Source organism: Dasania sp. GY-MA-18, assembly GCF_024734385.1.
Taxonomy (GTDB): domain Bacteria; phylum Pseudomonadota; class Gammaproteobacteria; order Pseudomonadales; family Dasaniaceae; genus Dasania; species Dasania phycosphaerae.
Map to the genome: position 1 here is coordinate 204,645 of NZ_JANHAP010000008.1, position 19,551 is coordinate 224,195.

The 19,551-nt window shown below is 47.3% G+C and carries 18 protein-coding genes; 14 read left to right on the top strand and 4 right to left on the bottom strand.

Features of this window, described 5'->3' with window-relative positions; all coding sequences use genetic code 11:
* Positions 1 to 2 precede the first annotated feature (2 nt).
* Positions 3 to 794, bottom strand: a complete 792-nt coding sequence (locus tag NO559_RS11290; protein ID WP_258331934.1) for a helix-turn-helix transcriptional regulator — start codon at positions 792 to 794, stop codon at positions 3 to 5.
* A gap of 189 nt (positions 795 to 983) precedes the next feature.
* On the opposite strand from NO559_RS11290, the gene aguB reads away from it, so the two are divergent.
* Positions 984 to 1,883: an N-carbamoylputrescine amidase gene (aguB, locus tag NO559_RS11295; protein WP_258331935.1), complete on the top strand. Its 900-nt coding sequence runs from the start codon at positions 984 to 986 to the stop codon at positions 1,881 to 1,883.
* 572 nt (positions 1,884 to 2,455) lie between these two features.
* Here the strand turns inward: aguB and NO559_RS11300 are convergent.
* From NO559_RS11300 to pabB, 3 genes are all read right to left on the bottom strand, one after another.
* Positions 2,456 to 2,869 carry a thioesterase family protein gene (locus NO559_RS11300; protein ID WP_258331936.1) on the bottom strand — a complete coding sequence of 138 codons (414 nt, stop codon included), beginning with the start codon at positions 2,867 to 2,869 and terminating at the stop codon, positions 2,456 to 2,458.
* A 113-nt stretch (positions 2,870 to 2,982) separates the two neighbouring features.
* Complete coding sequence (locus NO559_RS11305) at positions 2,983 to 3,459, bottom strand: hypothetical protein (protein ID WP_258331937.1); 477 nt, start codon at positions 3,457 to 3,459, stop codon at positions 2,983 to 2,985.
* A gap of 135 nt (positions 3,460 to 3,594) precedes the next feature.
* A complete protein-coding gene (gene pabB, locus NO559_RS11310; RefSeq protein ID WP_258331938.1) occupies positions 3,595 to 4,992 on the bottom strand; it encodes an aminodeoxychorismate synthase component I in 1,398 nt (465 codons plus the stop codon).
* A gap of 330 nt (positions 4,993 to 5,322) precedes the next feature.
* Between pabB and NO559_RS11315 the strand changes: the two genes are divergently transcribed.
* From NO559_RS11315 to NO559_RS11375, 13 genes are all read left to right on the top strand, one after another.
* Positions 5,323 to 7,071 (top strand): acyl-CoA carboxylase subunit beta, encoded by a 1,749-nt coding sequence (locus tag NO559_RS11315; protein WP_258331939.1) that lies wholly within the window; start codon positions 5,323 to 5,325, stop codon positions 7,069 to 7,071.
* A 10-nt stretch (positions 7,072 to 7,081) separates the two neighbouring features.
* Positions 7,082 to 9,952: a biotin/lipoyl-containing protein gene (locus tag NO559_RS11320; RefSeq protein ID WP_258331940.1), complete on the top strand. Its 2,871-nt coding sequence runs from the start codon at positions 7,082 to 7,084 to the stop codon at positions 9,950 to 9,952.
* Positions 9,953 to 10,075: 123 nt separating this feature from the next.
* Positions 10,076 to 10,486, top strand: a complete 411-nt coding sequence (mce, locus tag NO559_RS11325) for a methylmalonyl-CoA epimerase (RefSeq protein WP_258331941.1) — start codon at positions 10,076 to 10,078, stop codon at positions 10,484 to 10,486.
* Between the two features lie 63 nt (positions 10,487 to 10,549).
* On the top strand, positions 10,550 to 12,709 hold the full coding sequence (gene scpA, locus NO559_RS11330) for a methylmalonyl-CoA mutase (protein ID WP_258331942.1): 2,160 nt from the start codon (positions 10,550 to 10,552) through the stop codon (positions 12,707 to 12,709).
* Complete coding sequence (gene meaB, locus NO559_RS11335) at positions 12,709 to 13,668, top strand: methylmalonyl Co-A mutase-associated GTPase MeaB (protein WP_258331943.1); 960 nt, start codon at positions 12,709 to 12,711, stop codon at positions 13,666 to 13,668. Before scpA ends, meaB begins: the two co-directional genes overlap by 1 nt.
* Positions 13,669 to 13,674: 6 nt before the next feature.
* Positions 13,675 to 14,139: a thioesterase domain-containing protein gene (locus NO559_RS11340; RefSeq protein ID WP_258331944.1), complete on the top strand. Its 465-nt coding sequence runs from the start codon at positions 13,675 to 13,677 to the stop codon at positions 14,137 to 14,139.
* 537 nt (positions 14,140 to 14,676) lie between these two features.
* Positions 14,677 to 15,306, top strand: coding sequence for a dUTP diphosphatase (locus NO559_RS11345; protein WP_258331945.1), 630 nt, complete (start codon positions 14,677 to 14,679; stop codon positions 15,304 to 15,306).
* A 103-nt stretch (positions 15,307 to 15,409) separates the two neighbouring features.
* Positions 15,410 to 16,285 (top strand): hypothetical protein, encoded by an 876-nt coding sequence (locus NO559_RS11350; protein WP_258331946.1) that lies wholly within the window; start codon positions 15,410 to 15,412, stop codon positions 16,283 to 16,285.
* Entirely contained in the window at positions 16,285 to 16,668 is a 384-nt protein-coding gene (locus NO559_RS11355; protein WP_258331947.1) for a hypothetical protein, read from the top strand. The genes NO559_RS11350 and NO559_RS11355 overlap by 1 nt, the downstream gene beginning before the upstream one ends.
* 54 nt (positions 16,669 to 16,722) lie before the next feature.
* On the top strand, positions 16,723 to 17,139 hold the full coding sequence (locus NO559_RS11360; protein ID WP_258331948.1) for a hypothetical protein: 417 nt from the start codon (positions 16,723 to 16,725) through the stop codon (positions 17,137 to 17,139).
* Between the two features lie 584 nt (positions 17,140 to 17,723).
* Positions 17,724 to 18,191: a hypothetical protein gene (locus tag NO559_RS11365; protein WP_258331949.1), complete on the top strand. Its 468-nt coding sequence runs from the start codon at positions 17,724 to 17,726 to the stop codon at positions 18,189 to 18,191.
* A 97-nt stretch (positions 18,192 to 18,288) separates the two neighbouring features.
* Positions 18,289 to 18,915: an HAD-IA family hydrolase gene (locus NO559_RS11370; RefSeq protein ID WP_258331961.1), complete on the top strand. Its 627-nt coding sequence runs from the start codon at positions 18,289 to 18,291 to the stop codon at positions 18,913 to 18,915.
* Positions 18,916 to 19,006: 91 nt separating this feature from the next.
* Entirely contained in the window at positions 19,007 to 19,351 is a 345-nt protein-coding gene (locus NO559_RS11375) for a hypothetical protein (RefSeq protein ID WP_258331950.1), read from the top strand.
* Positions 19,352 to 19,551 lie beyond the last annotated feature (200 nt).

Genomic DNA, 19,551 nt, shown 5'->3' on the forward strand with positions numbered 1-19,551 from the left:
GTCTAACGCACTAACTTATCTAGGTGTAACAAAAATAAATTGAATAACTCCGCCTGTGTGTTGATGTCTAGGCGTTCATAAATATTTTTTCTATGCACCTTCACTGTCGAGGGGCTGATATCCAAAGCCTTAGCCAGTGACTTGGAAGAGTGGCCCTGTAATATCAGTTGCGCTACCTGTTGCTCTCGTGGGGTTAGTTGTTCACTGCAAAAATTTTCAAAGGCGCTAGCTACTGGTGAGTGATCATTACTGTGCAGGGGGGGCTGTAGTGCATAAAACTGTTGCACCACAGCATTCAATAGCGGTGTGGTGGCGGCCAAACTGTTGAGGTTGTCACGGGTAAAAACCTCGTGGTGGTTACGGCGAGCTAGTGATATCACTAGGCTACTTTGTTGATCTACAGGTATAAAAATACCAAGTTCATCGGCTAGGTCCAGATCACGATAGTAAAGCTGAAAATACTCTGTGTCTTCAAAATTATCGGGGGCAAAGTCATCCAGATGATAAATACCATTAAGCTGTGGCTGTTTTATTAACTCGCTATAAAAAGGGTCTAATAAATATAGCCCTTGGGTGTATTTAATGACTGCCTTATGCCGCTTGGGGTTGGGGTAGTCATCGTAGAGTAGACTGGGTGCTTGTTGTGTTGAGTAAAGCAAAACAATGGCAGTATCAAACACTAACCACTGCTGAATAGCGTTAACCAGCTCGCCGGCCATATTGGGGGCTTGCTGGCTGAGTAAAGCCTGTGCCATGTGCTGGTGCCATTGTTGTAGTGCTGCAAGGTCGGGCATGGTTAACTCGATAGCGTTGAGGCTGCAAGGGCTTAGGCCTTGCTGTTATTTGGGTGTTATTTTGTGGATACGGCTGTTTAAGCTGCAATACTGGCTAAATAAATTTGTAACCGTACCCCTATGGGACTATTCACCCAGCTTAAACCACTTTGTATAGTTATTTCAAATTGGTTTTATAGAGGTCATGCCATGAGAGAAGTAACCGTAGCAGCAACCCAAATGACGGTAAGTTGGGATTTAGATGATAATGTTAATAAGGCTGAGCGTTTAATACGCGAAGCTGCCGCGAAAGGCGCTAATATAATTCTGATTCAGGAATTATTTGAAGCACCCTATTTTTGTATAGAGCAAGATGCAAAGCATTTTAAATTAGCGACCAGTTTAGAAGAAAACACCAACATCAAACGGTTTCAAGCCTTAGCCAAAGAGCTAAATGTGGTTTTGCCCTTTAGCTGGTTTGAAAAAGCGGGTAAGGCATTTTTTAACTCTATGGCAATGATAGATGCCGATGGCAGTATCTTAGGGGTATACCGTAAATCACATATACCCAATGGCCCCGGTTATCAAGAGAAGCAATACTTCAACCCCGGCGATACCGGTTTTAAAGTATGGGATACCCAGTTCGCGAAAGTGGGTGTGGGTATATGCTGGGATCAGTGGTTCCCCGAGTCGGCCCGCTGCATGGCCTTATTAGGTGCAGAAATTTTAATGTATCCTACGGCCATAGGTTCAGAGCCGCCACCAGCGCCACCGTTGGATTCTCGCTATCACTGGCAACGGGTAATGCAAGGCCATGCCGGTGCTAACATCATGCCTTTAGTTGCCTCTAATCGCATAGGTATTGAGCGCGCTACTCAAGATGACAATTATGCCATTACCTTTTATGGCTCATCTTTTATCGCTGATTACACGGGCGAGAAAGTACAAGAGGCTAACGACAGCGATGAGACGGTATTGGTGCATACCTTTGATTTAGACGCTGTAGCCGAATATCGAGAAAGCTGGGGTGTTTACCGAGATAGACGTCCTGAGTTATATCAACCTATAGCGACTTTAGATGGTCAGTTGCCACACCATGCTAGAAAATAATTAGTTCCCCTTATATAAATAACGGTCACATAGCTTGTGGCCGTTTTTTGGTTTTGGGATGATGGATTCCGGCTAACAGCCTGCCGGAATGACGGGGTGATGTTGGCTTACGAGTACGTCACCCCAAACTTGATTTGGGGTCCATGGGTGCCTAGGTATGCACAGCGGTGTTGATGGATTCCGGCTAACAGTCTGCCTGAATGACGGGGTGATATTGGAGTGCGGGTACGTCACCCCAAACTTGATTTGGGGTCCATGGGTGCCTAGGTATGCGCAGCGGTGTTGATGGATTCCGGCTAACAGCCTGCCTGAATGACGGGGTGATATTGGAGTGCGGGTACGTCACCCCAAACTTGATTTGGGGTCCATAGGTTACGTAGGTATGCACAGCGGTGTTGATGGATTCCGGCTAACAGCGTACCGGAATGACGGGGTGATGTTGGATTGAGGGTACGTCACCCCAAATTTGATTTGGGGTCCATGGGTGACTGGGCCGGGCCCATTTGGTTGTGGCTAATAGCATAGCGCAATGGCAACTGAGCCGGGTCAGTAAGCTAAGCCGATCTGGTGCTTTAAGCGTTGCTGGTTAGGGCTGTTCGCCAGTCGTCGGGCAGGGCGCTTACTTTTTGTTGCTGATAATCAAAATACACCAAGCCTGTTTTCGCATGAGCAATAGCGGCGCCGGTTTTTTTATTGGTAATGTTATAAAAAATATCACAGCCGTATTTATTAAAATCGCCCGCTGCTATATCAAAGCTTAAGATATCACCGTAAAAACCTTCGCCTTTATAAATAATAGCCGAGTCGGTCATAATTATATGATCTTCGTTATAACCGTGGGCGGCTAAAAAATGTAACCTAGCTTCGTTGATTAATGCCAGCACGGCATAGTTGCTCATGTGGCCGCCATTGGTGTCGTTAACACGTACGGTTAATTCGGTGTTGAAAGTATAGTGCTCAGGCATATCTATGCTAACCCGCGCCATGGCTGTTTCCTTTTATCATTGTTTGTAGAATAAAAATATGTAATACAAAACTCCCCGCTTAGCGGGGAGTGGCAGAAAAGTTTAAACAAAGCTTGCAGCAAAGGCTACGCTTGTTACAAACATTTACATGAACAAGAGATAGGGTGGGACAAATCCGGCCGCACAATTTCACAACTGTATTTTTTACGGTTGGCACATACCGATGCCGATACGTCTCTAGAGGTACAGGTTAAATTGCTGGTATTGCCGGGGTAGCTTTGGCATTTTTTGTTGGGGTCTACACAGCCGCTGGGGCATTGTGGGTCGGCATTGCCAGAGCAATTTAAGCTTACCCAAGCGCTGGTGGCTTTGCGTTTTGCTTTCTCTTCGTCGCAGTCTTCACCTCTGCCGGTGAGTTGCGAGTTGGGGGTATTGGGGTTGCCCGGCGAGCAAAAGCCGGCAGTTTTAGTGGGCGGGTTTATCTCTTGTTGTACCGGTGGTGGGTGTTTTTCGATTTCATTATTTGCAGGGCTGTTGTTACTAACGGGGTCGCAAGCGCTTAGCAGTACCGCGCTTAGGCTAATACTTAGTAGGGTTTTAAAAAAAGTCATATCACCGCTCCTGTTATCTTGTTGATATTTAGGTTGGGCGAGTAAAGGTCGATAAAACGGTAAATCCTCTGGTTTACTCAGGCTTACAGCGATTAAATACTGCGCTAAATTGGCCTTAATGGCCAGCATCTTTTGTTATTGGTTTTGCTCTAAGCAATTAAGAATTTTTCCCACCTTGGAGTAGCACTCTTGGTATTCATCTTCGCATTGTGAATCGGCAACAATGCCGCCGCCGGCCCAGCAGTGTAGTTGCCCTTGCTGGCAGTACAGGGTGCGTATGGCGATATTGGTATCCATGTGCCCGTCGCAGCTGATGTAGCCTATGCTGCCGCAGTAGGCGGAGCGGCGATGGCTTTCCAACTCTTCAATAATTTCCATGGCGCGTTTTTTGGGCGCACCTGTAATGGAACCACCGGGAAAGGCACCGGCTAATAAGTCTAAGGCGCTGGTGTTGGGCTTAAGGCTGCCGCTAATAGTGCTCACTAAATGGTGCACGGTTTCAAAGCTTTGCAGCTCAAATAGTTTTTCTACTTTGATAGAGCCTGGCAGGCAGTTTTTGCCCAGGTCGTTGCGCAGTAAATCTACAATCATCAAATTTTCGGCGCGGTCCTTGTCGCTGTTTAGCAGCTCTTGCGCTAAGGCCGCATCTTGCTCGGGATTGCTGCTGCGTTTGCGGGTGCCTTTAATGGGGGCGGTGCTCACTTGCTGGCCTATGCACTGTATAAAACGCTCCGGTGACAGGCTGAGTATGGGCTGCTGGTTAAATTCCAAATAGGCTGAAAAGGGCGCAGCGGTGACAGGGCGCAATTGCTGGTAAGCCAGCCAGGGGTCGCCTTGGTAGGCGGCGCTAAAACGTTGCGCTAAATTAATTTGGTAGCAATCCCCGGCCTGTATATAGCGCTGCACTTGGCTAAAGGCGCGCTGGTATTCAGTTTTACTAATACAGGGGGTAAAGGGCTGGCTAAGGCTAAATGCTGATGTGGGTGTCTTATTAGCAGTAGCGCCTGTATTGACTGCTGTAGTGGGTGTCTCAATAGTAGCTATCTCAATAGTAGCTAATAGCGTTTTCACCTCACTCAGCAGTTGTGGCTGGCACTGCGGGTGGGCTACCAGTAGGGTTTGTTGCTTTTGGTGATCATTAATTATGGCCCAGGTGTATATCCCTGCTAGGGCTATGGGGTGTTGGCTGTCGTTAATTACATGGTTGGGTAGTTTGTGCAACTGCCTGCCCAGATCATAGCTAAAGTAACCTATGGCACCGCCAATAAAAGGGAGCTGCTGTGGGTTTGCTACCTGTGTATCCAATGTGTTTAGAGCTACAGCCAGGCGCTGAAAATAATGCTCGCTAGTTGGGCTGTCACGTTCATCACTGATTAGGGCTATGGGGGCGGCGCTGATAATGTCATAGCGCCCTTGTTGGGCGTAGGGTTTGCCACTATCCAAAAAAACGGGCTGTGGCAAAACACGTATTGCTGCAAATAGTGGGCTGCTATCAGGGCTGTAAGGTAGCTCCTCTATCGTCAAAGATGTCATTAACGGTGGTACTCGGGGTAAAGGCGGATTGTTGACTATAGTCTTAGCAGTGCTGGCGCTGCAGGCGCGAAATTGTAGCCTTTTAACCACCCTAAAAGAAGCTGTGGTTTAGTGAAAGCACTGTTTTTGAGTGCCGGTGCATGCTGCAAGAAGCGTTGAATTAGTGAGTTAGTGATAATTTATGATACCTATTTTGAGCTTTTATAACCTATTCACTGAACAGCCGTTCAACGATAATCCCCGCCTGCAACGCTGTATAGCTCGTGCTTAGCCCGCTACAGGCTTATATCAACAGCTGCAATATGACCTACTAATAGAGACTGTTACACCATGACTGAACATGCCAAATCTCAGCCAACTACGTTGCCGCCCAGCGTAGAAAACCCCTTTGAAATTCCTAAAACCCAAGCCTTTGATGTGCCGGGGCAAATCGCCAGCGAGCCGGGCATCTACGAGCAGTCACTACAGGCTGGGCAAGCGCTAATCAATAAGCCTAGGCAGGCGGCAGGCATACCAGCTATAGAAAAACAACACCAAAAAAACCGTATGACGGTATGGGAGCGCCTAGCGGTGCTGGCCGATGATGGCACTGAGCCCACCATCTTGTTTCAAAACTGGGGGCCTAATTTAGATGGCGCCTCGCTGGTTACTGCCTTGGTCAAAATTAATCGCCGTGATGTGGCCGTGTATGGCCACGATTTTACCGTGCGCGCAGGCTCCATGGATGCCACCAACGGTAAAAAATTGGCTCGCCTATTTGAGCTAGCCGCCAAACGCAAAATCCCCTTGGTGGGCATGAACGACAGCGCCGGAGCCTATGTGCCCGCAGGTGTGGGTGGCTTGGATGGCTACGCCGAAGCCTTTACTGGTTTGCGTCGTTTAAGTGGTGTGGTGCCATCTATCATGTGTATGTTTGGTTTTAATGCCGGTGGCGGCTCTTACTTGCCACGCCAGGGTAGTTTTGTAATACAGCCCAACAACACGTTTTTTGGCTTAACCGGCCCCGGCGTGGTGAAATCTGTATTGGGTGAAGATGTAACCCCCGAAGAGTTGGGCGGCCCTAGTGTGCACAGTCAATCAGGCGTTACCGACTTTGTAGTGCCCGATGAAGTGGCGGCCCTGCAAAAAGTAAAACAATTATTAAATTACCTGCCGGCAAACAATGCCGAGTTAGCGCCGTTTCAGCCTACCTCTGATCCCATTACCCGTAAAACCTGGGATATAGATATACTGCTGAAAAAAGCCTTTAACTCACCCACCGGTTTTAATACGCCTTTTGATATCAGCATTTTAATTCAGCAGCTGTGTGACCACGGCGATTATTTTGAAATTCAACCCGAGCGCGCTCGCAATACTATTTGCGCCTTGGGCCGCATGGGCGGCAATGTAATGGGTTTTGTCGCCAATAACTCAGCAGTAGGCTCTGGCCAAATTGATATCGCCGCCGCCTACAAAAATGCGCGCTTTATACGTTTTTGCAATCTCTACAATATCCCCATTATTTTTATGGAAGACACCACCGGCTTTTTACCCGGCAAAGAGCAAGAGGCTGGCGGCATAGTGCAGGCGGGTAGGGCGATGTTAGATGCCATTATCGATTTGCGCACACCGCGCTTTTTATTGATTGTGCGCAATGCCTTTGGTGGAGCTTACGCCTCTTACAACAACTATCCCACCGGTGCTGATTTTGTGGTGGCTTTACCAACTTCACGCTTGGCGGTAATGGGGCCAGCCGGTGTTGAATTTGTTTATAAAAATGAGTTGCGCGAAATTCGTGGCTCAGTGGCCAATCGCATCGCTACTGCGGTAGAGCGTTTAACCGCTGATGGCCTAACTGAGCAAGATGCGTTAGCTGCCGCCCAAGAGTCAGTAGCTAACTGGGTTAAAGCGCAAGAGGCCGACCTAACCGCCCGCTACGAGCGTGAATTGATGAACCCTAACGAGGCGCTAAGCCTAGGCTCAATTTCACAAATCGTAATGCCCTCGGACTTAAGACAAGTTTTAGGCGAACAAATGGCTTTCCACTTGCAGCATTATACGGCCGAGCCTTTAAACGCCGTGCAACGTGAATTTCATTAAGACTATAGCCATGACCATAATGAACAAGAGGTTGACTACTGTGCAACACAGCAACGATTACTATTTAAATAACCCGCTAATCCATCAGCAGCGGCAATTAAAAAATCACCCCTCGGCCTGGGTGCAAAGCTTTCACTGTGAAGATATAAAACCTTTAATCATCTGCCGCGGCCCTATACGTAAAGAGGCTATGGATGTTTTTGATGAAATGGGTATTAACAACTACGGCATTTTATTATCCGAAAAAGATTCCATCACCTATACCAATGCCCTGGCTCCCGAGTTGCGTAAACTCACCGACCCCTCGCGGGTACACCGGGTACCCGATTACACCGGCGCCACCAAAGAGGAGCGTGCCGCACGCATACAGCAAATTATCAGTATTGCTAAAGCCAATGCTTATGATGCGATTTTTGCCGGTTATGGCTTTATGTCAGAAGATGCCGAAATGGTTGAAGCCATGGAGCAGGCTGGCCTTAATTTTATAGGCCCAGGTTCTCACACCCAGCGCGCGGCCGGCATGAAAGATCAGGCCAAACGCACCGCCTTAGAAACCGGTGTGTCGGTAACCCCGGGGGTTAACAATGCCACTTCTTTAGCGTTGTTTGCTAAATATGGCAGGGAAGGTCTAGAGACCTGCGCCAAAGAGCACAAACTAACGGTGGACTTTACTGCCTGTAAAGATGATGAAGAAAAAGCCCTGGCTTTGTTAGCGGCTTCATACCGTGCGGGTATAGATATAATCACGGCTGCCGACATAGGCGCGGCCTTACAAGTTGAAGCCAAGCGTATGTTGGCTGAAAAACCCAACAACCGTTTTCGCTTAAAGGCGATTGCCGGTGGCGGTGGCAAAGGCCAGCGCATACTCAAGTCGGCGAATTCTTACACAGGTGCAAGCCTGGAGGAAAAAGTAGAAAAAGCTGCTGCTAAAGTACCCGCGTTAGTATTGGAATGTTTAATCGAATTAAAAACCAATGGCGTGGGTGATAATAAAAACGTACTGATAGAAATGAACATAGACACCACCCGTCACCAAGAAATACAAGTGGTGGGCAATGGTGACTGGTGCATGACCATGGGCGGCCGTGACTGCTCGCTGCAAATGCATGAGCAAAAACTATTAGAAGTATCTGTTACCGAAGAAGAGTTGCAAACAGCCATCGCAACTGCCGAGGCCGCCAATAAAACAGCTGAAGTGCAACAGCTGAAAAAAGACTTAGACATACTGCGCAAAATGGAACACGAAGGCGCGGTATTTGGCGCAGCGGTAAAACTCAACTCCGTAGGCACCTTCGAGTGCATAGTGGATGGCGAAGCCCATTACTTTATGGAAATGAACACCCGCATACAGGTAGAGCACCGCGTTACCGAACTGTGTTACAAATTAAAATTTAGCAACCCCGAAAACCCGCAAGACTTTTTTATTGCCGAGTCACTGGTGGAAGTGATGGTATTAATCGCCAGGCACGGTAATCGTTTGCCCAAACCTGAGCGCTTACCCCGCGAGCCAGCCTCGGTAGAGGCGCGCTTAAACGCCACCAACCAAGCGTTGCAGCCTCATGCTGGCGGTATGATAGAGCGATGGTCTAATCCTATAGCTGGTGAAATTCGCGACGACCAAGGTATCAGCATGCACAACCCCGATACCGATGTGTTTATGAAATATCACTTAGCAGGGGCTTACGATTCCAATATCGCCTTATTACTTACCACCGGTAATAGCCGTTTAGATAGCTACCAACGTTTGGCCGAAGTTTTACGCCGCACCACCTTACGCGGTAAAGATCTGGCTACAAACTTAGAGTTCCACTACGGTTTGGTGAACTGGTTTATAGGTAACAACATTAACGCCAGGCCCAGCACCAACTTTATCGTGCCCTACTTAACCGCGGTAGGGCAGCTAAAAGAAGCCGCCAATCAAATTGATTTAAACTACGCCTACGGCCAAATACGCAACAATTATTTAAACGATTGTGAAGCCAGTCATAAAGCCGGTTTTGACCAAGCACTGGATAGAAAACAGGGCTTATTACTGCGCCCCTTGCAGCATTTTGTAGAACAGCCCCATAACTTATCGGGCTGGCTGAGCATCAATCAACAACACTTTAGTTTTAACGAGCAAGGGCTGGTGTGGCATAAAAACCCTATAGCTTTATTAGCGGATATTTATCACTACCTACACATGGATTATGTGGCTGGCAAGCCAGCTGCCAATATGATTTGGTGTCACGATAATGAGCTGCTGCAAAAAGCGCTGAGTTTTTATAACAGCCTAGAGCAGCGCTTAGGAGTCAACAGTTTTGCCGAATTAGAGGCGGCACTAGCTGGCGATAAACCTGACTCTATGGAGCAGTCACAATGGCAGGCCGTGATTGCTGCCCATGCAGGCTTTCAGGCTGGCACCGAAATATTAGCTATCTTGCCTTACTTGGCTAAGCAAACGGGCTTTTATGAGCTGTCCGTAAATGAAGACCTAAGCATACATATACCGGCAGCCTTAACCGATGGTGAGCTACAAGCGGCCATGGCCAAAGTATTAGTGCCACCGCCAGTAGCCAGCTCGGATGAAATCTTAGCGGCCAGCGGCGGCATGTTTTACCCACGCGAAGCGCCGGGCATGCAGCCCTTTGTAGAGGTAGGCAGCCACTTCAACGAAGGCGACCCGCTGTATATTGTTGAAGTGATGAAAATGTTCAATAAGGTATATGCGCCGTTTTCTGGTACAATTGACGCGATTTTCGTCGAAACCGATGGTTCAATCATTAAAAAAGGCCAAAAGCTGTTTAAGATTACCCCTGATGAAGTCGTGGTAGTTGAAACCCCAGAACAGGTACAACAACGCATGCGCGAACACACCAACGCGTTTTTGCTTAGCCTGTAAAGAGAGGGTGGGGGGCGCTAAAGGCGCCCTGTTGTTAATTACCCATATACTTGCTATCGCATTTAGCGATGGTTCAGATAGTTAACAGTGTCGCGCTTGTTAGGCGACTATAGGACGTATTTAATGATTACAGCACTGGATCACATAGCCATAGCCGTACCCGATTTAGAAAAAAGCATTAAGCGCTTTATGGACGACTTTGGTTTAACTTTCGAAGGCCGCGAAGATGTCGCTGCCGCCAAAACTTCTACTGCCTTTTTCCCCTTGCCCCCCACCAGCATAGAGCTGGTACACCCCTTAAATGGCGAAGGCCCCATAGCGGGCTTTTTAGAAAAAAAGGGCGCGGGCCTACATCATTTATGTTTTCGCTCCGACGATATAGAAGCTGACGTTGCCAGGTTAAAAGCCAAGGGCTATCAGTTTTTATCTGAAGCACCCAGCCTGGGGGCGCACAATAGCAAAGTGATTTTTATACACCCTAAATCTTGCGACGGCGTGCTAATAGAAATTAACCAGCCCGGTGATGAGCACTAGCCCCTTTTTACTTACGCTCAGCAGTAGCAGCCAGTGATGTGAAAAATTTTAAAAGGTAGAACCATGTCAGACCATACATATAACCCTCAGCCCGCCACCTTAGATGAGTGGAAGGCGCTAGCCACCAAACAAATGAAAGGCCTAACGCCAGACGAAATGACCTGGCAAACCCCAGAAGGCATAGACTTAAAATGCCTGTACACCGCCGCCGATACCGCCGGTTTACAGTACACCAATACCTTGCCCGGTTTAGCACCGTATATACGCGGCCCGCAGGCCACCATGTATGCTGGTCGCCCTTGGACTATACGCCAGTACGCGGGGTTTTCTACCGCCGAAGAGTCCAACGCCTTTTACCGTAAAGCCTTAGCTGCCGGTGGCCAAGGTGTGTCGGTAGCGTTTGATTTGGCGACTCACCGCGGTTATGACTCAGACCACCCTCGTGTTACCGGTGATGTAGGTAAGGCCGGTGTGGCCATAGACTCTGTAGAAGATATGAAAATTTTATTTAACGAAATTCCGTTAGATAAAGTGTCCGTGTCTATGACTATGAACGGTGCTGTGTTGCCAGTGTTGGCAGGCTATATAGTCGCCGCCGAAGAGCAGGGTGTAGGCCAGGATAAACTCTCAGGCACTATACAAAACGATATCTTAAAAGAATTTATGGTGCGTAATACCTATATTTATCCACCGGCACCGTCTATGAAAATCATAGGCGATATTATCTCCTATGCCTCCGAGCATATGCCCAAGTTCAACACCATTTCTATTTCGGGTTATCACATACAAGAGGCCGGTGCCGATGCCGCTTTAGAGCTGGCCTACACCTTAGCCGATGGCAAAGAGTATATACGCACGGCTATTGCTGCCGGTTTAGACATAGATCAGTTTGCGCCACGGCTGAGCTTCTTCTGGGGCATAGGCATGAACTTTTATATGGAAATCGCCAAGATGCGCGCCGCCCGACTATTGTGGGCCAAAATTGTAAGCGAGTTTAAGCCGCAAAACCCCAAGTCTTCTATGTTGCGTACCCACAGCCAAACCTCGGGCTGGTCGTTGACCGAGCAAGACCCTTACAACAACGTTGTGCGCACTACCATAGAAGCCATGGCGGCAGTATTTGGCGGCACCCAATCCCTGCACACCAACGCTTTGGATGAAGCCATAGCCTTGCCCACCGAGTTTTCGGCGCGCATTGCCCGTAACACGCAATTAATTATTCAAGAAGAAACCGGCATTACTCAAGTGGTAGATCCTTGGGGTGGTTCTTATATGATGGAAAGCCTCACTCAAGAAATTGCCGATAAAGCCTGGGCTCTAATCGAAGAAGTAGAAGAAAAAGGCGGCATGGCCAAAGCTATAGAGACCGGCATGCCTAAATTGCGTATAGAAGAGTCGGCGGCGAAAAAGCAGGCCCGCATAGACCGCGGCGAAGATGTTATCGTTGGGGTTAATAAATACATACTGGACGAAGAAGACGACATAGACATACTCGATGTAGACAACAATGCCGTGCGCGAGGCCCAGGTTAAACGCCTGGCCCAGATACGCGCCAGCCGTGATGAACAAGCCGTAGAAGATGCGCTGGAAGCTATTTACCAAGCCGCAGTATCAGGCCAGGGAAATCTGTTAGACTTGGCCATCAAAGCCACCCGTGTGCGCGCCACTGTTGGGGAGATTTCATTTGCTATGGAAAGAGAATTTGACCGTTTTAATGCTCAGTCACAAACCGTGTCGGGTGTGTATGGCAGTGCCTACCAAGAGGATGAAAACTGGCAGGGCATTAGCGCCGATATCGATAGCTTTGTAGAAAAGCACGGCCGCCGCCCGCGCATGCTAGTGTGCAAAATGGGGCAAGACGGCCACGACCGTGGCGCCAAAGTTATAGCCACCGCCTTTGCCGATGTGGGTTTTGATATAGATTTATCACCTATGTTCTCTACCCCCGAAGAAGTGGCCAAACAGGCTATAGAAAACGATGTACATGTAGTGGGCGTATCTTCTCAAGCCGCTGGCCACAAAACCTTAGTACCCGAATTATTAGCCGAACTTAAAAAGCAGGGCGCTGAAGATATTATCGTGGTAGCTGGTGGCGTAATCCCCAAACAGGATTACGAGTTTTTATATGCCGCAGGGGTAAAAGGCATCTTCGGCCCTGGCACTAAAATACCGGTAGCCGCCCGCGATGTTTTAGAGTCCATTAATGCAGCTTATAACATCTAATGGCTGTTATAGACCTTAACGCTTTGGCTGAGGGCAACCGCCGTGCCCTCGCTAAAGCCATCACCCTGGTAGAAAGCAAACTAGACAGCCACCGCGAGCAAGCCCAGCACATGCTAGAGCAGTTGCTGCCCAAAACTGGCAATAGCATACGCATAGGCATTACCGGCATACCCGGGGTGGGCAAATCTACCTTTATAGAAACCTTTGGCCTGTACTTAATTGCCCAGGGCAAAAAGGTCGCGGTGTTAGCGGTAGACCCCAGCTCGCCCTTAGAGGGCGGCTCCATATTGGGCGACAAAACCCGCATGGAAATGCTCAGCCGCGAAAGCAATGCCTTTATACGCCCTTCACCCAGTGAGGGCGCTTTAGGCGGGGTGGCACAAAAAACCCGCGAAACCATGTTGCTATGTGAAGCCGCAGGCTACGACGTAATTTTGGTAGAAACCGTAGGGGTAGGCCAAAGCGAATACGAAGTGGCTGGCATGGTCGATTTTTTTATGGTGCTAATGCTGCCTAACGCGGGTGATGAGCTACAGGGCATCAAAAAAGGCATTATGGAATTAGCCGATGCCTTGGTGATTAACAAAGCCGATGGTGACTCTATTAACCTGGCCCAGCAAACCTGCCGCCATTATAAAAATGCGATGAACCTATTGCGCCATAACTCCTTTTGGACGCCACAGGTATTAAGTTGCTCGGCACAATTAAAGCAGGGCATAGATGCCGTGTGGGGCATGATTAGCAATTTTCATATAGACGCCACCAACAACGGCGCCTTTGCCAATAAGCGCACCCAGCAAAATAAAGAGTGGATGCAAAAACTGATCACCGAGCTGCTGGCCCGCAAACTCAACCAAAACCCACAGGTGCGCGAGCTTAAACCTCTGCTGGAGCAAAAGGTGATTAAGGGTGAAACCACGCCCTTGCTGGCCGCACAACGTTTAATTGAATTGCTGTGAGTGAGTATGAGTAATCATACTGTTACCGCCCGCTACCTTAGCGACTTTTTAAACCAGCACATGGAAATGGCCCAGCATATGGACATGAAAGTGCAACACTACAATGGTGATTGCCTAGCCCTGTCTATTGCCTTAAAACCTTCTCTTAATGATAAGCTCACCGCCTGGGGCGGCAGCCTGTATGGCCTTTGTGTGATGGCTGGCTGGGGCATGTATTACCTCAAATGCCGGGAGCAGGGCATCAACCCCAATATAGTCGTTAGCCATGGCGAGATAGATTACCTAGCCCCCGTGGCCGATGAGTTAATTGTGGCGCTATGCCATGGGCAGGCTATAGATTGGAGCAGTGTTTTTGCCCGTGTGCGCAGCCACGGCAAGGCTACGGTGGCGTTAACGGCTACGGTAAACAGCGCGGGTTCAACAGCGGTCACTTTTAAGGGCCGCTATACTTTGGTCGGCATAAAAAAATAATCATCAGCCCGCCACTGGCAAAATGATCAAAATAGGCTAGCGGTGCTACCCAATTGTACCTTTGGTAACGCCCACCAAGCTTTTCTGTGTGCTTGGGTTACGGCTCAAAATAGTAGCCCGTCAGTCGCCACTAACCCCAAGCTCAAGGTTTTATGCACATTTTGGCGTTTATGTGAAATATTCACATATACCGGGGCTTAAATTACTGTATATGCATACAAAATAATGTAAGTGATTGATTTATAAGGCTTTAATTTGCTGGTTAAAAAATAAACAATCTGTCTTGGCGTTTGTTATATGGGGCCTATATGAATTTTTTATGACCTTATCCACTAACTTATCCACAGATTTTGTGGATAAATACGTACAAGCCCCATATAGCTGGTGCTTATTAAGGCAGGGTCAAGAATGATATTAAAAGTATAAATAAAGTGATCATAAATTGGCGCTTTTAAGCAGCTCTTGAGCCGGTATAATGCGCTACCCATGACAAAAATGTGTCAACAAATAGCGCAATGGCCTACACGAGGAACAAACATGAAGCAAGCGTTTATCACCATGCTCAACATGCAAAATAAAATGAATCAAAAAGTGCATGCAGATTGGCCCGCGCAAAACTTTGAATGGTACCGTGCCACTTGGATAGAGTGCGGTGAGCTAGTAGACCACTACGGCTATAAATGGTGGAAAGCACAAGCCCCCGACATGGACCAAGTAAAGTTAGAAGTCATCGATATTTGGCATTTTGGCATGAGTGCCTTATTTAAAGGCCAAGCTATAGAGGCCATAGCCGAGGCCATGGTTGCCGAGCTAGAGGGCTATCAATACCAAAACCAAGGTGTAATCGCAGCCACCGAAGCACTGGCACAAAACAGCTTAGCGACCAAAAGCTTTTCGGTAGCCTTATTTTGGGATTTATTAAATGCCTGCGAAATGAGCTTTGACGAGCTATACCGCCAGTATGTAGGCAAAAACGTGCTCAACTTTTTTAGGCAGGATAACGGCTACAAAGACGGCAGCTATGTAAAGCAGTGGCAGGGCCGTGAAGATAACGAGCACTTGGTAGAAATACTCAACGAGTTAGATGCCAGCGGCAACGGCTTTGCCGAGCAGGTCTACCAGGGCTTAAACCAGCGCTACCAAAACCTAGCCCTGGCGGCCACCTAGCAGCTGCTAATAATTACTGCCCATAATAACTTTAACGGCTGTACTGACTACCACCTTAATCGGCGGCTGGTGTCCAAAAACCCTGCCGCCACAGGCCACAGATATGACAGATACGGATCATCCACTCTCTACCAGCGCCTTAGCCAAGGCTTTGGCCATGTCATCACAGCAATTGTTTGGCAGCCTAAATGACTACGGCTGGATTAAGCGGGTAGACGATGCCTGGGAGCTAACCAGCAAAGGCGAGTTTGAGGGCGGCGAATATGTACATAGCAAAAAATATGGCCGCTATATCGTTTGGCCCCATAAAATTATCCAGCACCCACTATTACAGGCCATGGAAGATAACCGCACCATTTCCGCCAAGGCCTTGGGCGAAAAACACCAGCTTAGCGCCCGCGAAGTTAACCGCGCCTTGGCCGAACTGGGCTGGATTAGGCCCAGCCCCCAAGGCTGGGAGCTAACCCGCATAGGCGAGAAAAAGGGTGGGCTGCAATTTGAAAACGAACAAAGCGGTACTTTTTATGTGCTGTGGCCGGAGCAGGTGCAAAGCGACCCACAACTACGGCAGCAGTTACATTATTTTGGCGAAGTAAACAGCGATAAACCCGCCCCCATAGGTGATGATTTATTTGCCAGCGCTAGTGATTACCCCGCATTGGATGGCCACAGCCACAAGAGCAAACCACTACTAAAAATTTGCCACTGGCTGTATACCGCAGGCTTTGCCCATGCCTGCAACCGACGCCTGCCCTGCGAGCAAGAGCTATATGCCGATTTTTACCTGCCCAAGCACCACCTTTATATAGAGTACTGGGGGGCGGCACAAAGCGGCCATGCCCTAGCCGAAAAAATGCAACGCAAAAGCCAATACACCGCCCTAGGTTTAAAGGTGGTGGAATTAGAAACCAAAGACATCCCCCAACTTGATGCCGTGCTCACCAAAGCCCTGCGTAAACTGGGCGTAAGAGTGTATTAATGCTAAGCAGAAAAACCACCATCATCGCCGCCATCGCTTTCTTCTGTGTTGTTGTTATCGCCACCGGCTATGTGCTGTGGCATATGAGCACACCGCGGCAATACCAGCTAGACATTAGCAACGAAACCGATCAAGCCATTACGCAAGTCACCGTGTTTGGCATGGGCGTTTTTCACGCCCAGTCCGCCAGCGATATAGCACCGGGTCAGTTTTCCTCTATCATCGTTAACCTCAAACCCGAGGGTGACTTACGCTTTTCGGTAGAGCAGGGCTATAACAGTATCGATTATTCGCTGGCGCAAGATGTGCAGCGGCTGGAGCAATTTAAGCAATGGCTAACGGTAGAGCCGGGCAATCGCTTTATTGTTAAGGATGTGGAATAGGGCCTAACACAGCGGCGAGTGGCGGCGCTGTAACGTTAATTGCAAGGAGGCAATATGAATACAATAAAAACTCAAGTCGTTAAAACCTTAAAGCCGGGGCAGACCGGCACCAGTCGCTTCACACGTAAATACGGCGCTCAACTTGTTGCCGTGCGCTATAGGCGTAAGCCCCTTGATAATAAAACCTATACCACAGTAGAAATTATTGTTGATGAGCGTGAGTATGCTGGTAAAAATATAAGCCTGAAGTCTGTGCATAGTTATCAGCGTAAACAATGGGTGGCTGTACCTATAGCCTTTGATGAATTAGAGCTGCGTTACCAAGCTAAACAAATGGGTGCCCAGTGGAGTAAAAAATATAAGGTTTGGGTGCTTTTGTATCATCAAGCGGTAGAGATGGGGATTATCCACCGGCAAAGGCCAGATGTGTTGGAATTAATTGACGATGTTGAAATTCATGGTCAGATTTGACCATATGGGAGTGGCTATATTTAGACAATAAAGTATAGATTTAGACTTTTTTGCCTAGATCTATACTTTATGGTTAGATGTGACCATTCGCTTTAATAAACTGTTAGGTGGCAAAGCACTATGGAAAGAGAGTTTTATTTATTCGAAATAATCATTCTTTCGTTGTTCTTTATATCCCCGTTTATAGTGCTTATGATTTCACATATTTTCGTTTTGCCATTGTTTATCAGACGGTACAAGAAATATGAACCACACTCACTTATGAATGGGGTCGCTTGGATTGGGCTGTTTAATGGGTACAAAACATCTTCAGCTATATTTTTCTTTCTAAAACGTGAATATCTTGCCTACCCAAATGAGCTTCATAAGTTGGGCAATGCTCTTAGGTATATGTGGGCAATTCCGCTAAGTCTGCTTATATTTTGTCTGCTTTTTTTAATTGCTATATGGGGGCCATGGAGTCCGATATGTCCTACATGCTAAATGCACCTAACAAGGTGGTGTTGTTCGCCACTTCGTGGCTGGGACAGCCTACGCGTTGCTTCGGCTGCCCCAAACCACGGCGTTAGGTGCAAGGATAGAGCATGCTATCTGAAAGTGAAATTGAACAAAGAATTCCAGTATGGAATGCTCTATCTGAGTTATTTCTAGATACGGAACTAGATGAAATTTCTCATAGGTATATAGGTAAAGTGATCTTGGAATCAGAATATAAACCTGAAGAAATACATAATATTCTGTGGCAAGAAGTATTTCCTAGTGTAGGGGATAATCTACGGTGCGTAGCTGGTGAATGGGCTGGATTTGATTCAGATTCATTAAAAGAAAGAATTCTATCAATTATTTCTCAAGAGTCCGTCACTCTTTCCGAAAGTGGTATTATTTCGATCAACGAATTAATTAAAATAACTAAACAAGAATTATCAGGTGTTTGCCGATATCTACCAAATGATTTCAGCAAAGTTTTACTTACAGCAAGTAAAAGCGTCAAAGCTTCTACTTACTCTAAAACAAACAAATGGCGGTTATTTCGTGCAGCACCTAACAAGTAGCGGCAACGGACTTGTAAAACTGTCACTTGTTTTGCATAAAACCCGCAAAACAAGCGCCATTTTTACAAGCCGCTGCGCTAGGCGTTAAGTGAAAACCATGATCAAGTGCATCATTTTCGACTGTGACGGAACACTCGTAGATAGTGAATATCTTTGTAATCTTGGCTTAGAGATTAAACTGAGAGATTACGGAGTAGAATCATCCGCTATTGATCTGATGAAGCGATTCAGAGGTGGTAAATTAGCTACCATTCTTGAAGCTATAGAATCGGAACATCAAATTAAACTAAAAGAGGACTTCGTTTCATCATACCGTTCGCTCGTTGATGAACTATTTGAGAAAGATTTAAAACCCTGTGAGGGAGTCAATACTGCACTCACAGAAATAGAATTACCAAAATGTGTCGCATCTAGCGGCCCTCTAGAAAAAATTAATAAAGCATTATCCATTTCTGGGTTATCCAAGTACTTTAATGGAAAAATATTTAGTTCGTATGTAGTAGGTTCTTGGAAGCCTGATCCCGGAATATTTCTGCACGCAGCAAAGGAAATGGGTTTTCAACCCAAGGAATGCGCTGTAGTTGAAGATAGCCAAGCGGGTATTTCAGCAGCAAAATCTGCTGGCATGCGACCTATTTTATATGATCCAAATAACATATATGATCACACTTTATATTCGCACACTATCAACCATATGCGGGAGCTTCAGGGTGCAATCACTTAACAAGGCCATCAACCAACGCCACTTCGTGGCTGGACAGCCTAAAGCGCGCTTCGCGCACGGCTGCCGGTTATGGCGGCGTTAGGTGTCCGTAATGCGACTCACGAAAAAAGATCAATTTGATCTCATAGATCAGTTTAATTCGAGTGAACTTGAAAAAAGGTTCTCTCCGAGCAATCTGAAAGATGTCTTTAACATCACAGAAGATGAGTATTGCGAATGGGATTACTTTCGAGCAATAGATAGTTCTGTCTACAGGCAAAAAGAAACATATGATGGCATTTATTTCATCGAGAGCAATGGAGAATGGGAGGTCTTCTGGAAAGAAAGGGGAGGCTATTGCTTCGGCCAACATCTAAAAACTAAAAACTATAAAAAAGCTCGCAACTATCTATCTAAATTAACAATGCCATATTATATTGCTGTGCGTAAAAAATAATGAAGGCACCTAACAAAAATGGGCATAATCGCCCTACGGGCTGGACGGCTGCTGCGCAGCCGCCCATGCCATAGGCGTTGAGGCTGTAGAAAAACTAATAAAACGCGGCGTTTTTTGATAAAATCTCGAACTCAAATGGAGAGAGTTCATGGCTAATTTTAAACCTTACGATTACAACCAGACCTCAATGGTTGTGATTA

Bases quoted from the DNA above. Each gene is read 5' to 3' on its own strand.
- pabB (WP_258331938.1), bottom strand. From the start codon at position 4,992: ATGACATCTTTGACGATAGAGGAGCTACCTTACAGCCCTGATAGCAGC.
- NO559_RS11350 (WP_258331946.1), top strand. From the start codon at position 15,410: ATGACAGATACGGATCATCCACTCTCTACCAGCGCCTTAGCCAAGGCT.
- aguB (WP_258331935.1), top strand. From the start codon at position 984: ATGAGAGAAGTAACCGTAGCAGCAACCCAAATGACGGTAAGTTGGGAT.
- NO559_RS11355 (WP_258331947.1), top strand. From the start codon at position 16,285: ATGCTAAGCAGAAAAACCACCATCATCGCCGCCATCGCTTTCTTCTGT.
- NO559_RS11360 (WP_258331948.1), top strand. From the start codon at position 16,723: ATGAATACAATAAAAACTCAAGTCGTTAAAACCTTAAAGCCGGGGCAG.
- NO559_RS11345 (WP_258331945.1), top strand. From the start codon at position 14,677: ATGAAGCAAGCGTTTATCACCATGCTCAACATGCAAAATAAAATGAAT.
- NO559_RS11320 (WP_258331940.1), top strand. From the start codon at position 7,082: ATGACCATAATGAACAAGAGGTTGACTACTGTGCAACACAGCAACGAT.
- NO559_RS11370 (WP_258331961.1), top strand. From the start codon at position 18,289: ATGATCAAGTGCATCATTTTCGACTGTGACGGAACACTCGTAGATAGT.
- NO559_RS11375 (WP_258331950.1), top strand. From the start codon at position 19,007: ATGCGACTCACGAAAAAAGATCAATTTGATCTCATAGATCAGTTTAAT.
- NO559_RS11300 (WP_258331936.1), bottom strand. From the start codon at position 2,869: ATGGCGCGGGTTAGCATAGATATGCCTGAGCACTATACTTTCAACACC.
- NO559_RS11290 (WP_258331934.1), bottom strand. From the start codon at position 794: ATGCCCGACCTTGCAGCACTACAACAATGGCACCAGCACATGGCACAG.
- NO559_RS11315 (WP_258331939.1), top strand. From the start codon at position 5,323: ATGACTGAACATGCCAAATCTCAGCCAACTACGTTGCCGCCCAGCGTA.
- meaB (WP_258331943.1), top strand. From the start codon at position 12,709: ATGGCTGTTATAGACCTTAACGCTTTGGCTGAGGGCAACCGCCGTGCC.
- NO559_RS11305 (WP_258331937.1), bottom strand. From the start codon at position 3,459: ATGACTTTTTTTAAAACCCTACTAAGTATTAGCCTAAGCGCGGTACTG.
- scpA (WP_258331942.1), top strand. From the start codon at position 10,550: ATGTCAGACCATACATATAACCCTCAGCCCGCCACCTTAGATGAGTGG.
- NO559_RS11365 (WP_258331949.1), top strand. From the start codon at position 17,724: ATGCTATCTGAAAGTGAAATTGAACAAAGAATTCCAGTATGGAATGCT.
- NO559_RS11340 (WP_258331944.1), top strand. From the start codon at position 13,675: ATGAGTAATCATACTGTTACCGCCCGCTACCTTAGCGACTTTTTAAAC.
- mce (WP_258331941.1), top strand. From the start codon at position 10,076: ATGATTACAGCACTGGATCACATAGCCATAGCCGTACCCGATTTAGAA.